We start from the raw sequence: 15,763 nt of genomic DNA, 5'->3' as shown, positions 1-15,763 counted from the left end.
CATGCGCAGGATCGGACTACAGATGCGGCGCATCTTCCGCCGCGCGACGATGACCGCGCTCGTCACCTTCGCTGTCGGGATGACAGCGGCGCACGCGCAGTCACCATTCTACGACGCGCCGGCATCGCTCGCGGACGGTCCTCCCGGCAGCCTCGTGCGACAGGAGCCAATGGATGGCGCGCCACTCGGCGCCTCGAGCTACCGCGTGCTCTACCGCTCGACCGGACTGAAGGGCGATTCCATTCTGGTCTCCGGCGTCGTCATCGTGCCACAAGGCCCACCGCCGCCCGGCGGCCGCCCGATTGTGGCCTGGGCGCATCCAACGTCAGGCATCGTGCCACGCTGCGCGCCGTCGCTCGCGATATTCCTGTTCCAGCAGATCCAGGGACTGCGCTCGATGGTGGCGCGTGGGTACATCGTCGCGGCGACCGACTATCCCGGGCTCGGCACGCCGGGTCCGCATCCCTATCTCGTCGGCGAGAGCGAGGGCCGCGCCGTGCTGGATATCGTGCGCGTCGCGCGCGATCTGCCGGGTGCCGGCGGTGCTAGGGATTTTGCCTTGTGGGGACACTCGCAGGGCGGACAGGCCGTGCTGTTCGCAGGGCAGCTGGCGCCGAGCTACGCGCCGGATCTCCATCTGCTCGGCGTCGCGGCCGCGGCGCCCGCGACGGATCTCGCCACGCTGATGAGCGACGACATCAATTCGGTCGGCGGCAAGAACATCACGGCGATGACGCTGTGGTCATGGCACCGCGTCTATGGTGTCGCACTCGACGGCGTCCTCGATCCGCGCGCGCTGCCGGTGATCGACCGGCTGGCGCGCGAATGCATCGAAGGTCCCTTCGACATCTTCGTCAGACAGCGGACCGAGCGGCCGCTCCAGCAATATTTTCTGACCGTGCCGGATCCGACCAAGCGCGAGCCCTGGCGCTCGCTGCTGGAAAAGAACAGCGCTGGCACATTGCCCGCCGGCGTGCCCGTGTTCCTCGCTCAAGGGACTGTCGACCAGATCATCCGGCCCGCGGTGACGCGCGCCTATATGGGCCGGCTGTGCAAGGCGGGCAGCCGCGTGAGGATGGTCACCCTTCCCAATATCGGGCACGGCCGCGCGGCCCAGGCGAGCACCATGGCCGCGGTCAACTGGATGACCGACCGCTTCGCCGGCAAGGCGGCACCGAATGATTGCGGCGGGTAGCCCGAACTACCCGTACAGCACCCGCGGCAGGATCGTGACGATGCCGGGCCAAAGCGTCAGCAGCAGCACGAAGCCGACCATGATGATGAGATAGGGCATGGTGACACGCGCGATGTAGCCGAGGCCGTCTTCGGTCAGGCCCTGGATCACGAACAGGTTGAACCCGACCGGCGGGGTGATCTGCGCCATCTCGACGGCAAGCACCAGGAAGATGCCGAACCAGATCTCGTCGAAGCCGGCGCCCTTCACGATCGGCAGCACGATCGGCAGCGTCATCACGATCATCGAGAAGCCATCGAGGAAGCAGCCGAGGATCAGGTAGAAGATGATCAGCACCACGATCAGCATGAAGGGCGACAGGCCGAGGCCCTTGACGAAGGCGGCGACCGCCTGCGGGATGCCGAGGAATGCTGCCGCATTGCCGAGGATCGAGGCGCCGAGCACGATCAGCGCGATCATCGAGCAGGTGACGACCGAGCCGATCAGCACGTCGCGCATCACCTGCTGCGACATCGAGCCCTGCGCCCAGGCGACCAGCCCCGCGCCGAGCACGCCGACGGCGGCGGCCTCCGACGGCGTCGCAAGCCCGCCATACATCGAGCCGAGCACGCAGGCGATCAGGAACAGCGCCGGCGCGAGGTCCTTCAGCGCGGCGAAGCGCTCGCCCCACGGCACCTGCGAGAGTTTCGCTTCCGTCTCCGGCACCATGCTGCGGTTCAGCGTCGTGTGCAGCATCACCCAGCCCATGAAGGTCGCGGCCAGCAGCAGTCCGGGCAGCACGCCCGCCGTGAACAGCTTCAGGATCGAGACGTCGCCGAGCACGCCGTAAATGATCATGATGTTGGACGGCGGGATCAAAAAGCCGAGCGTGCCGGCGCCGGCAAGCGAGCCGATGGCGATGTCGCGGGAATAGCCGCGGCGCAGCAATTCGTTGAGCGACATGCGGCCGATCACCTGCGTGGTCGCAGCCGACGAGCCCGAGATCGCCGCGAAGATCGTGCACCCGATCACGTTCACATGCAGCAGGCGGCCGGGCAGAAGTCCCGCCCAGGGCGCCAGCCCCTGGAATAGCGAGCGTGACAGGCGCGTGCGGAACAACAGCTCGCCCATCAGAATGAACAGCGGCAGCGCCAGCAACTCCTGCGTGGTCAGGATATTCCAGGCGTATTGGGGTAGCAGCTTGTCGAGCGGGATCGAGCGGAACATCCCGAGCAACAGCGTCGCGGTGAGCGCGAGTGTGAGACCGATCCAGACGCCGCCCGCCAGCAGCGCGAAGAGAATCCCAAAAAGGGCGACGACTTCGATGGTCATGCGATCTTGAATCCGGAAGCGAGCAAAGCTGTCATTCGACGGGGGAGGCCTTCATACGGTGATCCTCCAGCGGCAAGCCGAGCACGGCCTGGATCGCGCGCGCCAGGAACTGGAGCGTCAGCAGCAGCATGCCGAAGGTGACCACCGCTTCCGGAAACCACAGCGGCGTATCGCTGGAGGTCGAGACCTGGCCGCGCACATAGGCGCTGTAGGCGAACTTCGCCATGGACGAGGTCAGGAAGGCCATGAAGGCAAAGCCGGCAGCGGCCGAGAGAATCTCGATCGCGCGCTGCACCGGTGGCGGCACGTTCTTGAGCAGCAGCACGACGCGGATATGGCCGCCGACGCGCAAGGTCATGGCGGCGCCGAAGGTGAAGGACGCCGCCATCAAATAAGAGGAGTATTCCCACGCGATCGAGATCGTCGGCGGGAAGAACGGCAGGAAGTTCGAGAGGAAGCGGGTTGCGACCTCGCACAGCATCAGCAGCGTCAGCATCAACAGGCAGCCGCCGCCGATCCAGCCGTCGAGCCGGCCGAGACGGTCGATGCCGTCGAGCAGGATGCGCAGCGGCGCCGGCGCCGCCGCGTTGAGACTTTGCGGAGCCGCGGGCGAAACGCTGGTCATGAGCCGGACCTCAGCGCTTCATTTCGGCGAGATAGGCCCGCACCGGCTTGTCGGCCGCCGGAACGCGCTTGAGGAAGGCGTCGAGCTGCGGCGCGGTCTTGGCGCGAATGTCCTTGATCATGGCGTCCGAGACCGGCACCACCTCCATGCCGCCCTCTTTCAGGCGGGTGAGGCTGTCGACATCGGCCTTGAGCGAGTTCGCCCAGAACCCCGGCTCCATCTTCGCGGCGACGCTCGTGACGAGCTGCTGCTGATCGGCAGAGAGCGCCTTCCAGGAGTCAAGATTGACGGTGAGCATCTGCGACGACCAGACGTGGTTGGTCGGGTAGACGTATTTGAGGAATTCCCAGAACTTGCCGTCGACACCTGATACCGCCGAGGTCGAAACGCCGGACACCGCACCGGACGCAAGCGCGGGGATCGTTTCGCCCCAGGGAATCATCACCGGCGCCATGCCGACCACGGCCAGCATGTCGACCGCGTTCTTGTCGGGCACGCGGATCTTGATGTTCTTCAGGCCCTCGACGTCGGCGACCTTGACCTTGAGGTGCAGATACTGCGTCGGCCACGGCACGATGTAGAGGATCTTCTGGTTGTTGCGCGCGGCGACCTTCTCGTATTCGGGCCGCACGTATTTGTGCAGCACCTTCAATTCGTCCATCGAGCCACAGAGGAAGGGGATGCTCTCGACACCCATGAACGGCTCGTCGCCGACCTGCTGGATGTTGAGGACATCGGCGAGCGGCACCAGGCCGTCACGCACGGCGCGCAGATGCTCGGGGCCCTTGAAGCCGAGCTGGCCGCCGGCCTTCACCGTGATGGCGACCGAGCCGTTGCTCTGCTTCTTCAGCTCTTCGGCGAAGGCCATCGCGTTCTGGGTGTGGAAATTGCCGTCCGGCCAGACCGTCGACATGTCCCAGCTCACCGTCGCGGCCCGCGCGCGGGTCGAGACGTGTCCGGCGGCGAGCAGCGTCGCGGCGCCCGCGGTGAAATTTCGTCGCGTGATCATTGAGCCCCTCCGTTTACCAAACGCACCGACGCATCAGCGCGCGTACCCATAAACCTCAACTGCGTTCTCTGAAGACACGAAGCCGCTGTCGATGTCGTCCTTGACCGCCGCGCGATCGCGTTCGGTCGGAGCACCGATGCCGGCGCCGCCTGGTGTCAGCACCACGAGACGGTCATCCGGCGGCACCTGCTGAAAACCCTTGCCGCGCAGCTTCTTGCCGGACTTCAACCCGACATAGCCTGCCTCGCCATTCTGGCCGCCATCGCGTCCGCGCGGCGGATGATCGATGCGATCGAACGCGGCCAGGATATCGAACGGCGCATCGACGCCGCTGCCGACCTCGATGATCTGGCCGAGACCGCCGCGGGTGCGCCCTGCCCCGCCGGAATCCGGACGCAGTTCCTTGCGCCAGAAGATCAGCGGCGTCTGCGTTTCCGCGATCTCGACCGGCGTGCCGCGCACGCCGCTGGGATAGGCGGTCGCCGACAGCCCGTCCTTGCCGAAACGCGCGCCAGTACCGCCATTCGAGGTCACCGCCATCGAGAACCCGTAATTGCCGCCGACGCCGCTTCGGGTCTGTCCGCGCACGTTGAGATTCCACAGGCAGGACGTGCCTTCCGCCGGGACGCGCTCGGGAATGATCTGGCGCAGGCAGCCGAACACGACGTCCGGCAGCATCTGGCCGATGATGTGGCGCGAGGCGACCGGCGCGGGTTTCGGCGCATTCAGGATCGCGCCCGCCGGCGCCGACACCGTCAACGGCGAGAGCGAACCGGCATTGTTCGGGATCTGCGAGGCAACGACGCAGCCGAGGCCGAACACGGTGTAGGCCGTGGTGTAGGACAGGGGCACATTGATGCCGAATTTGGAGGCAGCCGAGGTGCCGTCGAAATCGACGTGGATGCCTTCGTCCGAGATCGTCAGTGTCGCCGCCAGCGTGACCGGCGCGTCATAGCCGTCGACAACCATGGTGTTGCGCCAGCTGCCCTTCGGCAATTTGGCGATCTCGGCCAGCACCGCCTCGCGCGAGCGGTCGCAGATGTAGTCGCCGATCTCGTCGAGCGTATCGATGCCGAACTCGGTCATCATCTCGACCAGGCGCTCGCAGCCGACGTCGTTGCAGCCGGCGAGCGAATAGGTGTCGCCCTCGGTGTCGATCGGCAGCCGCGTGTTGGTGCGGATCATCGCCATCAGCGTCTCGTTGACGACGCCCTGGTCGATCAGCTTCAGCATCGGAATGTAAAGCCCCTCCATGAACACGTCGGTGGCATCAGGGCCGAAGCCGATGCCGCCGATGTCCATGAGATGGCTGGTGCAGGAGAACAGCGCGACCGGCTTGCCGTCCTTGAAGCAGGGTGTGGTGACGACGAAGTCGTTGAGATGGCCGGTGCCCATCCAGGGATCGTTGGTGATGTAGGCGTCGCCCTCCTTCATCGTCTCGATCGGGAAATGCGCGATGAAGTGCTTGACCGATTCCGCCATCGAGTTGACGTGACCGGGCGTGCCGGTCACAGCCTGCGCCAGCATCCGGCCCTTGAGGTCGAACACGCCGGCGGAGAGGTCGCCGCATTCGCGCACGATCGGACTGAAGGCGGTGCGGAGCAGCACCTGCGCCTGCTCCTCGACCACGGCGATCAGCCGGTGCCACATGATCTGAAGGTCGATCAGGCTCGCGCCATTTGCCTTGCTCATGATCAGGCCGCCTTCCGTTCCATGACGATGCTGCCGGCACCGTCGATATGGGCGTCAAAACTGGTGGAGATAAAGGTGGAGGTTTCGTCCTCGGCGATCACGGCGGGACCGGCAATGGTCGCGCCGGGCGCCATGTCCTCGCGGCGATAAAGCGGGATCTCGATCACCTCGCCCGCCCGGCCGTCGAAGAACTTTCTGCTGCCGACGGCCTTGCCGGCAGGCTTGCGCGTCACGGCCGCGACCGTGGACGGATTGCGCGCCTCGGTGGTCGCAAGCACCGACCAGCTCAACACCTCGATCGCGGCGCCCGGGATCGGCCGCTCGAACATCGCCGAATAGTCGGCCTCGAACTTCTGGCGCAGGCCGGCGAGATCGGCCGACGTCAGCCGCCGGTTCGGCAATTCGACCGTGATCTCGTGGCCCTGTCCGACATAGCGCATGAAGGCGGCGCGGCGCTCGCGCACCGGCGCACCGGCCGCGCCCGGCTCGACCAGCGCGCGGGCTTCAGTCACCATTTCCTGCAAGAGGTCGGAGACCGCTTCGGTGTCGAAATCGTCGAGCCGGACGTGACGGCTGCGCACCAGCTCATAGGCAATGGGAGCAGCGAGGAATCCGACCGCCGAGCCGACGCCGGCATTCGACGGCACGATCACCCGGGAGACGCCGATCTTCTCGGCGACGCGCGCCGCATGCAGCGGCGCGGCGCCGCCGAAGGCGATCAGCGTGTGCTGGCCGACGATTTCACCGCGCTCGACCGCGTGCACGCGTGCCGCACTCGCCATGTTCTCGCAGACGACCTCGTGGACGGCATAGGCCGCGGTTTCCGCCGACAGCCCCAGCGGCTCGCCGACGGCGCGCAACAGCGCCTCCTTCGAAAGCTCCGGGCTGAGCTTGATCGTGCCGCCGGCAAAGGCGTCGGGATCGATCATGCCGAGGGCGACGTCCGCGTCCGTCACGGCCGGGCGCTGACCACCGCGGCCATAGCAGGCAGGTCCCGGCTCCGACGAGGCACTCTCGGGGCCGACGGTGACGCGCTTCATCGCATCGACATGTGCGATCGAGCCGCCACCGGCACCGATCTCGACCATCTCGATCACGGGAATGCGCACCGGCAGGCCGGAGCCCTTGAGGAAGCGCGCGGCACGATCGACCTCGAACACGCGCGAGGTCTCGGGCTGGTATTTCTCGATCAGGCAGATCTTTGCGGTGGTGCCGCCCATGTCGAAGGACAGCACTTTGCTCTCGCCGAGCCGCGCTGCGATCTGCGCCGAGAAGATCGCGCCGCCGGCCGGACCGGACTCGACGAGCCGCACCGGAAAGCGCCGCGCCGTCTCGATCGAGGTGACGCCGCCGCCGGAGGTGACGAGATAGATGGCGCCGCGGAACTGCTCGACCTGCAGGGCATCCGCCATGCGGGCGAGGTAGCCGTCGATCAGGGGTTGCACATAGGCGTTGGCGACCGCGGTGGACGTGCGCTCATATTCGCGGATCTCCGGACATACCGCGGACGACACCGTCACGGAGATGCCGGGCATTTCCTCACCGAGGATCGCGGCGGCGCGGCGCTCATGCTCGGGATTGGCGTAAGAGTGCAGGAAGGCGATCGCCACGCTCTCGACCTTCAGCTCACGCAATTTTGGCGCGAGTGCACGGACAGCAGCTTCGTCCAGCGGGAGGCGGACGGCGCCGTGCGCATCGATGCGCTCGGGCACGGTAAAGCGCAGGCTGCGCGGTGTCAGCGGCTTCGGCTTGTCGATGCTGAGATCGTACTGGTCATAGCGGCTCTCGGTGCCGATATCGAGCACGTCGCGAAAGCCGTCGGTCGCGATCAGCGCTGTCCTGGCGCCGCGGCGCTCGATGATCGCGTTGGTCGCCAGCGTCGTGCCGTGAATGAAGACGTCGATGTCGCTGATATGTGCACGTGCGTCCGTGAGAATGAGACGCATTCCATCCAGCACCGCCTGCTCTGGCCGCTGCGGCGTCGTCAGCACCTTGCGGGTTTTGCGTACCTCGCCCACGTCCAGCACGATGTCGGTGAACGTGCCACCAATATCAACGGCAAGCCGCACTTCGGCTCCCTCAAGCATTCCAAATTCTCCGGCTGATCGTCAGAACCCTGGGCGAAAACGCAGCAATTTCCGTGCCATCCAGCACGCGAAAGCGCTGCGCCCGGCCATTCTGCTTGGCACCTATGCAATAGGCAAGACGTGTTCGCGCCTCAGCCGATCAGAGCAGGAATGCAAGTGCCGCTTCGCAGCGCTCTTCGACCTTGAGCGTCAGGAGATCGTCGGCGCGGGTGCGGCCGAGATTGACCGCGGCGATCGGGATCTGTCGTTGCGCCGCGGCCCGCACGAAGCGGAAACCGGAATAGACCATCAGCGAGGAGCCGACGATCAGCATGGCATCGGCCTGCGCCAGATGATCGTGCGCGGTGGCGACGACGTCGCGGGGCACGTTCTCGCCGAAGAACACGACGTCAGGCTTGAGGATGCCGCCGCAGGCTTCGCAGGCTGGCACCTTGAACGACGAGAAATCCGCGTGCTCGAGGTCGGCGTCGCCGTCCGGCGCGTCCGCAGCGTCGAGCGTCAGCCATTCCGCATTGGCACGGCCAAGCGCGTCCTGGAATTCGTTGCGCGGGGTCTTGCGGCCGCAGCCCATGCAGCGGACCAGATCGAGCCGGCCGTGCAAATCGATCACCTGCCGGTGCCCGGCGGATTGATGCAGCCGGTCGACGTTCTGGGTCAGCAGCATCCCGCAGCGCCCGTTCGCCTCCAGCCGGGCCAGCGCATGGTGCGCATCGTTCGGCCTGGCCTGGCCGAAGCGCCGCCAGCCGATCAGGCTGCGCGCCCAATAGCGCTGGCGCGTGTGCTCTTCCGACATGAAGGCCTGGAAATTGACCGGCTGGGTCCGCTTCCAGTTGCCGTGGCCGTCGCGGTAGTCGGGAATGCCCGAATTGGTGCTGCAGCCGGCACCGGTCAGCACGAACAGATTTTCGTGCCGGCCAATGAAATCCTGGAGCGGAGGGTTTGCCAGCGGCGCATTTGTCATGGCGCAGATGTAGTCTGCGCTGCCCGCTTTTGCCAGATGTGCTGCGGGCGCTCCGACGCAAGAGCATCACATTGTCGGGCACGGTATCGCGTGGATGAAGCCGGCGCGGTACGGCGTGGCGACCGCGCGCGTGAATCCAAAAAAGAGCCCCGCTGGTGGGCTGGGCTCTCGTTCAGTGATTGATTCCCGGGGTCTGTGTCCGGGTTTCTAGGGGAACATCAAGCTTCGTATCATTTGATTTCCCACGATGTGTTGTGCGGGATGTCCATTGCAAAATAATCGCCGGACCCGGCCAGCGCAGGCATGGCTATGCAAGCAAATGGCTCGCTCCCGGTGATCCCCTTATACTTTCCGGTACCGCCGGTGATAATATGGGTGCCACAATCCATCTTCGGCTGCGACTTATCGAGGTCGCGAGTATCGAAAGTCGAGAAAATCTTGTCGCCGTCGCTGTCGGCCAACACGCAGGCGCCGTCGATGTATTTCTTGTCACCTGACGAAACATTCAGCGCTACGCAACGTGCGGACATCTTGTCCAGCATCTTCTCTCCCTTCATATTTTGGGTGGTCCCGACCGCCTCCAGCGTGGTGGCTTTGCCGAGTTCGGCTGTGTCAATGCTCATCAAGGGTCGAAAAATGAAGTGCGTGACATAGGGCGTGGTACCCTTCTTTTCAATCGGTTCACCCTGAATCGCCGCGGGGGCAAAGACCACGAGCCCCGCGACCAACGCCGCTGTTTTGGCAAACCTCATCGCTGCGGTGGGTGTAACGACTGTATCCAGGTTAATGGACTCCATTGGTTCCTCCTTGATTCGAGCGGCGGCCTCAGGGCTCTGCCGCGGAGTTGGAGACGATCTGCTTGCACACGCGTAAGAGCGAATATGGAGTTTTGCGTCGGCGCTCAGCGACAACGCGATCATGCTCTAACGACGCTTCGTCTCAACCGACGAAGTATGTGAGAGATTACGGCTTCGATCGCCGGTTCATGACCTTCTCTGGCAGAACCGCACTCGGGCTGAGCTAACGAACGGTCTATACACTTCAAGAAGGTATAACCGCACGATCGGAGCGAGTGGTACGGTAGCACGAAGTCTGGAGGAGGTCAGCCGGTCATGTCCAGAAAGCGCGGCGTGTATCGACAACTGCTCTGACCGATTCAGCCGGGGCAGCGGATTTGGTGCAACTTGGCGGTTGTACAAGATGAAGTCGCCACCCTTTTTCGCGCGGACCGCTATGAGAGGCGCAGCGGACCTTATACGCGCCCTGATTACAGCGCGGGTTCATCGGTACGCGCCCTAGCTTGCCCAATTCTCGCGGAATTCGGGAAACAGCGTCAGGCCTCCGCAGGCATAGAGGGTCTGGCCGGTGATGTAGCTCGCATCGTCAGAGGCGAGGAAGGCGAACACGGCGGCAATCTCTTCCGGCGTGCCGACGCGGCCGAGCGGAATGTGGCTGGTGACGACGCCGCGTTTTGCGGGATCGCCGGTCCAGGCCGCGTTGATCGGCGTGTCGATTGCGCCCGGCCCGACCGCATTGACGCGAATGCCGCGGCCGGCGAATTCCAGTGCCAGCGTGCGCGTCAGATTGGCCATGCCCCCCTTGCTGATCGAATAAGCGAGATACCCGGGCTTCGGGACGATCTGGTGGACGCTGGAGCAATTGATGATGCTGCCGCCTCCGCCGCGTGCGACGAAATGAGCGAGCGCCTTCTGCGCGCAGAGCACGGCGCCGTTCAGATTGACGTCGATGATGCGGCGATAGGTTTCGATGTCGAGCGCCTCGCTGGGCGATTCCCGCTGGAAGCCGGCGTTGTTGACGAGACAATCGAGGCGCTTCCAGCGCGCCAGGATCGTCTCGAACATCGCGCCGACCTCCTCCTCGTTGCTGACGTCGGCCTTGACGACGACATGATCGAGCTTGCCGTGGCCGCGATCGCTCGATGCCGTTCGTGCCAGCGCAAGCGACTCTTCGGCCCTCTCGGGGTGATCGACGTAGTTGATGGCGACGGTCGCGCCCTCCTGGGCGAGCCGGATGGCGACGGCACGGCCGATGCCTTGCGAGGCGCCTGTCACCAGCGCGTACTGGCCGACGAGACGCGAGTGAAACGAGGTCGAGCGATCGGTTTGTGGCATGAGTTCTCTCCGGGATGCCTGATCATCGACGGAACCGGCTTTTTGTTCCATCCCTCAGCGCATCGCTGCGATTCATTCGGCGCGCCGGGCGAGCGGCGAGGTCAGGATCTGGTACAGGATGATGGCGCCAAAGGTTGCGGTGCCGATACCGCCGATCGTGAACGCGCCGAACTTGAGCGTGAGGTCGCCGGCGCCCGCGGTCAGCGCCACGGCGACGGTGATCAGGTTCGCGGGGTTCGCAAAGTCGACCTTGTTCTCGACCCAGATCCGGCCCGCCATCGCCGCGATCAATCCGAACAGCACGATCGAGAGGCCGCCGATGACGGGTCCCGGGATCGACAGGATCAGCGCGCCGAATTTCGGCGAGAAGCCGAGCAGGATCGACACCGTGGCCGCGAAGGCAAACAGCAGGGTCGAATAGACCTTCGTCGCCGCCATGACGCCGATGTTCTCGGCGTAGGTGGTGACGCCGGTGCCACCGCCAAAGGCGGCCACGATGGTGGCGAGACTGTCGGCGAACAGGGCGCGGCCGAGATAGGCATCGAGGCTCCGGCCCGTCATCGCGCCGACGGCCTTGATGTGACCGAGGTTCTCGGCGACGAGAATGACCGCAACCGGCGCGATCAGAAAGATCGCATCAGCCTGGAAGGTCGGCGTGGTGAAGCTCGGCAGGCCGAACCACGGCGCGGCCGCAAGTTGCGAAAAATCGATCGGCTTGCCGAAGCCGAGACCGTTCGCACACAGCAGGTACAAGAGATATCCGCCGACCGCGCCGAGGATGATCGGCAGGCGGCGCCACAGGCCTGGAGCTGCAACGGCAACCACGCCGATCATCAGAACAGTCGCGAGCCCGATCCCGGTGTCGAACCCATTGGCGCTCACCGCCTTCACCGCCACGGGCGCGAGGTTGAGACCTATCGCGGCGACCACGGCGCCGGTGACGGCCGGCGGCATCAACCGCTCGACCCAGCCGATGCCCGACCACATCACGATCAGCGCGATGACGCCGTAGAGCACGCCGGCGCCGACGATGCCGCCGAGCGCGACGGAGAGATTCGGGTTCGGGCCCTGCCCGGCATAGCCGGTGGCGGCGATGACGACAGCGATGAAAGCGAAGCTCGAGCCGAGATAGCTCGGCACGCGCCCCGCGACGATGACGAAGAAGATCAGCGTGCCGATGCCGGAGAACAGCACCGCAACATTGGGATCGAACCCCATCAGCAGCGGCGCGATGATCGTCGAGCCCGACATGGCGACGCAATGCTGGAGCCCGGAGACGACGGTCTGGCCCCATGACAGCCGCTCCTCCGGCATGATCACGCCCGAGGTCTTGAGCTTCCAGCGCGGAAAATAGCTCTGCCCTTGCTCGTCCGAGCCCGTTGCGATCGTCATGTTCCCCCCAGTTGCGGTGCAGCGATTGATCTTCGTGCGATCCGACAAAAATGTGATTGTCGCTTCTACGGCGGCCATCACATGATGCAAAACATACAAGATTCAAAGCTTGCAAGATTCAAATCCCGCAAGATCAATGCGTTCCGGGGCACACAATATGACACAAGTCGCGATCCAGCCAGCCGTCCATCGCCGGCATCAGCCCTGGTACAAGATCCTCTACATCCAGGTGCTGATCGCGATCGCGCTCGGAGTGCTCATCGGTTACTTCTATCCCGATCTCGGCAAGGCGCTGAAACCGCTCGGCGACGGCTTCATCGCGCTGATCAAGATGATGATCGCGCCGGTGATCTTCTGCACCGTGGTGCACGGCATCTCCTCGATGGGCGATCTCAAGCGCGTCGGCCGGGTCGGGCTGAAGTCGCTGATCTATTTCGAGACGGTCTCGACCGTCGCGCTGGCGGTCGGCCTTCTGGTCGGCGAGATCCTCCAGCCCGGCCACGGCTTCAACATCGATCCCGCCACGATCGATCCGAAGTCGGTTGCGACCTACGTCACCAAGGCCAAGGAGGAGGGCATCGTCGCCCATCTGATGGCGATCATCCCCGACAGCTATGTCGGCGCGATCGCACGCGGCGACCTGCTCCAGGTGCTGCTGATCTCGATCCTGTCGGGCTTCGCCATCGCCTTCCTCGGCAAGGCCGGCGAGCCCATCGCGGAAGCGATCGACAAGGCCGCCAAGATGTTCTTCGGCATCATCCGCATCATCGTCCGCGTCGCACCGATCGGCGCGTTCGGCGCGATGGCCTTCACGGTGGGCGCCTACGGCCTCGGCTCGCTGCTCAACCTCGCGGCCCTGATCGGCACGTTCTACCTGACCAGCATGCTGTTCGTGCTGATCGTGCTGGGCGCGATCGCCCGCCTCGCCGGCTTCTCGATCCTGCGCTTCATCGCCTACATCAAGGACGAGCTGCTGATTGTGCTCGGCACCTCCTCGTCGGAGACGGTGTTGCCGCAGATGATCCAGAAGATGGAGCATCTCGGCGCCTCGCGCTCGGTGGTCGGCCTCGTCATTCCGACTGGCTACAGCTTCAACCTCGACGGCACCAACATCTACATGACGCTGGCGACGCTGTTCCTGGCGCAGGCGACCAACACCCATCTGACGATCTGGCAGGAACTCGGCATTCTCGGCATCGCCATGATCACCTCGAAGGGCGCCTCGGGCGTGACCGGGGCAGGCTTCATCACGCTTGCCGCGACGCTCTCGATCGTGCCCGACATCCCGATTCAGTCGATCGCGATCCTGGTCGGCATCGACAAGTTCATGAGCGAGTGCCGCGCGCTGACCAATCTGATCGGCAACGGCGTCGCCTGCGTCGTCATCAGCATCTCCGAAGGCGAGCTCGACCGCGAGGCGCTGCACGAGACCATGGCCCATCCGCTGGAGATGGGCGAAGCGCTGGAGCCCGGCGGAGGTGCGTAGCACCACGCCCGCTCCGACGCGGTAGTTTCCCGGAGTGGAAAAGCGGTGAGATACGCGTCACAACAATGACGTTGGGATCACCGATTGATAGTCGATCTTTTCGCCCGACGCGCTGGGGGCAGGGCGTCGGGCTTTTGTCGTCGAGCAATGAGCCTTAGCCAGCCGGGTTGGCGACCAGCTCGACCCTGCGCGTGATATCGATCGCCTGCAGGAACGCTTCGTCGTGGCTGACCACGAGCAGCGCGCCGTCATAGGCTCTCAATCCTGCCTCGACGGCTTCGATGGAGTCGATGTCGAGATGATTGGTCGGCTCGTCCAGCATCAGCAAGGAAGGCGGCGTCGACCCGCCCAGCACGCAGGCGAGGCCCGCACGAAACAGCTGTCCGCCGCTCAGGCTCCCCACGATCTGCGAGGCGGCATCGGCGCGGAACATGAACCGGGCCAGGGCGGCATGGCACTCGTTCGCACCCGCCTTCGGATTGAGCCGCGCAAAATTGTCCAGGATGGAGCTCGCTGGATCGAGCAGGCTGACCTTCTGGTCGAACGACGCGAAATCCGGCCTGACCCGCACGGTGCCCGAGACAGGACGGATCTCGCCTGTGACGAGCTTGAGTAGCGTTGTCTTGCCGGAGCCGTTCGGCCCGACCAGCGCGACGCGCTCGGGACCGACGATCGTGAGCGACAGCTCGCGCAGGACCGGCTGCTCCGGCCGATAGCCGGCGCTGACCCCGTCGAGCCAAAGCACCTCCCTGCCCGCCGGCAGATTGGTCGGGGGCAGTTTGACCGACAGCGGCTGAAGAATCTCGATGCGCCCGCGCGCCGTATCGACGGCCTCGAGCGCTTCCGCGCGGCGTCGCTCGGCGATTTGCGCGCTCTTGCCGCCGGTGTCTTCGCTACGGTCCTTGCGCGCGCCAGCGAGGATGCGCGGCATGTCGCCCTTGGCACGTTTCTTTCTTCCGCCGCTATCCTTGCGCGCCTTCTTCTCGGCAGCCTCCTGCGCCTTCCCGTCAATCTCGGACAGGCGCCTCTCGGCATGCGCGAGGTCGTGCCTCACAGCCGCAAGCTCAACGGCCTTCTGCGCGCGAAAACTGCTCCAGTTGCCGCCGTATCGTGTCGCCCCGAGCGACGTCAGCTCGACGATCACGTCCATGGTTTCGAGCAGGCCGCGGTCGTGGCTGACGACAACCGCGCCGTCGCGCCAGGACGCGAGGAAATCGATCACGGTATTGCGCCCGTCGCGATCGAGATTGTTGGTGGGCTCGTCCAGCAGCAGGAAGTCGGGCTCGGCGAAGGCGAGCGCGGCGAGCCGAACCCGCGTGATCTGGCCGCCGGACAGGCAGGACAGCTCCGTATCGGGAGACGGATCGAACCCGAGGCGCGCCAGAGCGGCCTCCAGCCGCGCTTCAAGCGTCCAGTCAATCGCGGCGATATCGTCGACTGAAGCATCGCCCCGTTCAGCACGGCGCATCAGCTCCAGCGCCTGCCGCACGCCGAACAGATCGGCCACGGTCGCGCCTGCAAGGACTTGCACGTCCTGACGCAGCAGGCCGACGGTGCCGTTGATGAGAATGCGTCCGGACTGGGGAACGTGCTCCCCCGATATCGACGCAAGCAGCGTCGTTTTCCCGACGCCGTTACGGCCGACGAGACCGGTCCGCTCGGCTGAGAATGTCAGATCGACGTTGGAAAGAAGAGGCCGGCCGTCAGGCGTGGACAGCGACAGGTTCGACAGGATGATTGAAGCAGGCATGGAATTCCCCGTGAGCAAGGCAGGTCGGCTTTGCGGTCGGGGTAAGATCCATGGCTGCGAGTATCCTGGTTGAGAGACTCTCTAACTAGTCCCATCGAGGAGCGAGATCAAGTCGTGGCGCGA

12 protein-coding genes are annotated in these 15,763 nt (G+C 64.9%); 2 read left to right on the top strand and 10 right to left on the bottom strand.

Annotated features, from left to right (window positions below):
- Window position 1 precedes the first annotated feature (1 nt).
- Window positions 2–1,195 carry an alpha/beta fold hydrolase gene (locus NLM15_RS06035; RefSeq protein ID WP_254116123.1) on the top strand — a complete coding sequence of 398 codons (1,194 nt, stop codon included), beginning with the start codon at window positions 2–4 and terminating at the stop codon, window positions 1,193–1,195.
- Window positions 1,196–1,201: 6 nt separating this feature from the next.
- Here the strand turns inward: NLM15_RS06035 and NLM15_RS06030 are convergent, their stop codons facing one another.
- The 9 genes from NLM15_RS06030 to NLM15_RS05990 form a co-directional block, all read right to left on the bottom strand.
- Window positions 1,202–2,506, bottom strand: a complete 1,305-nt coding sequence (locus NLM15_RS06030) for a TRAP transporter large permease (RefSeq protein ID WP_254116122.1) — start codon at window positions 2,504–2,506, stop codon at window positions 1,202–1,204.
- A 31-nt stretch (window positions 2,507–2,537) separates the two neighbouring features.
- Window positions 2,538–3,131, bottom strand: coding sequence for a TRAP transporter small permease subunit (locus NLM15_RS06025; RefSeq protein WP_254116121.1), 594 nt, complete (start codon window positions 3,129–3,131; stop codon window positions 2,538–2,540).
- Window positions 3,132–3,141: 10 nt separating this feature from the next.
- Complete coding sequence (locus tag NLM15_RS06020; RefSeq protein ID WP_254116120.1) at window positions 3,142–4,140, bottom strand: TRAP transporter substrate-binding protein; 999 nt, start codon at window positions 4,138–4,140, stop codon at window positions 3,142–3,144.
- 33 nt (window positions 4,141–4,173) lie between these two features.
- A complete protein-coding gene (locus tag NLM15_RS06015; RefSeq protein WP_254116119.1) occupies window positions 4,174–5,832 on the bottom strand; it encodes a hydantoinase B/oxoprolinase family protein in 1,659 nt (552 codons plus the stop codon).
- A 2-nt stretch (window positions 5,833–5,834) separates the two neighbouring features.
- Window positions 5,835–7,919: a hydantoinase/oxoprolinase family protein gene (locus tag NLM15_RS06010; RefSeq protein WP_254116118.1), complete on the bottom strand. Its 2,085-nt coding sequence runs from the start codon at window positions 7,917–7,919 to the stop codon at window positions 5,835–5,837.
- Window positions 7,920–8,058: 139 nt separating this feature from the next.
- The gene (locus tag NLM15_RS06005) at window positions 8,059–8,880 is read right to left on the bottom strand and encodes an NAD-dependent protein deacetylase (RefSeq protein ID WP_254116117.1); all 822 of its coding nucleotides are present in this window, start codon (window positions 8,878–8,880) and stop codon (window positions 8,059–8,061) included.
- A 230-nt stretch (window positions 8,881–9,110) separates the two neighbouring features.
- Complete coding sequence (locus NLM15_RS06000; RefSeq protein WP_254116116.1) at window positions 9,111–9,677, bottom strand: hypothetical protein; 567 nt, start codon at window positions 9,675–9,677, stop codon at window positions 9,111–9,113.
- A 498-nt stretch (window positions 9,678–10,175) separates the two neighbouring features.
- Window positions 10,176–11,012: an SDR family oxidoreductase gene (locus NLM15_RS05995; protein WP_254116115.1), complete on the bottom strand. Its 837-nt coding sequence runs from the start codon at window positions 11,010–11,012 to the stop codon at window positions 10,176–10,178.
- 72 nt (window positions 11,013–11,084) lie between these two features.
- The gene (locus NLM15_RS05990) at window positions 11,085–12,404 is read right to left on the bottom strand and encodes a solute carrier family 23 protein (RefSeq protein ID WP_254116114.1); all 1,320 of its coding nucleotides are present in this window, start codon (window positions 12,402–12,404) and stop codon (window positions 11,085–11,087) included.
- A 157-nt stretch (window positions 12,405–12,561) separates the two neighbouring features.
- Here NLM15_RS05990 and NLM15_RS05985 point away from each other — a divergent pair, with 157 nt between their 5' ends.
- On the top strand, window positions 12,562–13,890 hold the full coding sequence (locus NLM15_RS05985; RefSeq protein WP_254116113.1) for a dicarboxylate/amino acid:cation symporter: 1,329 nt from the start codon (window positions 12,562–12,564) through the stop codon (window positions 13,888–13,890).
- Window positions 13,891–14,044: 154 nt separating this feature from the next.
- Here NLM15_RS05985 and NLM15_RS05980 read toward each other — a convergent pair whose 3' ends face one another.
- Complete coding sequence (locus NLM15_RS05980; protein ID WP_254116112.1) at window positions 14,045–15,640, bottom strand: ABC-F family ATP-binding cassette domain-containing protein; 1,596 nt, start codon at window positions 15,638–15,640, stop codon at window positions 14,045–14,047.
- Window positions 15,641–15,763 lie beyond the last annotated feature (123 nt).

Source organism: Bradyrhizobium sp. CCGB20, from assembly GCF_024199855.1.
Taxonomy (GTDB): domain Bacteria; phylum Pseudomonadota; class Alphaproteobacteria; order Rhizobiales; family Xanthobacteraceae; genus Bradyrhizobium.
The sequence above is the reverse complement of the archived record's forward strand: the minus strand, read 5'-3'. Positions and strand labels throughout refer to the sequence as shown.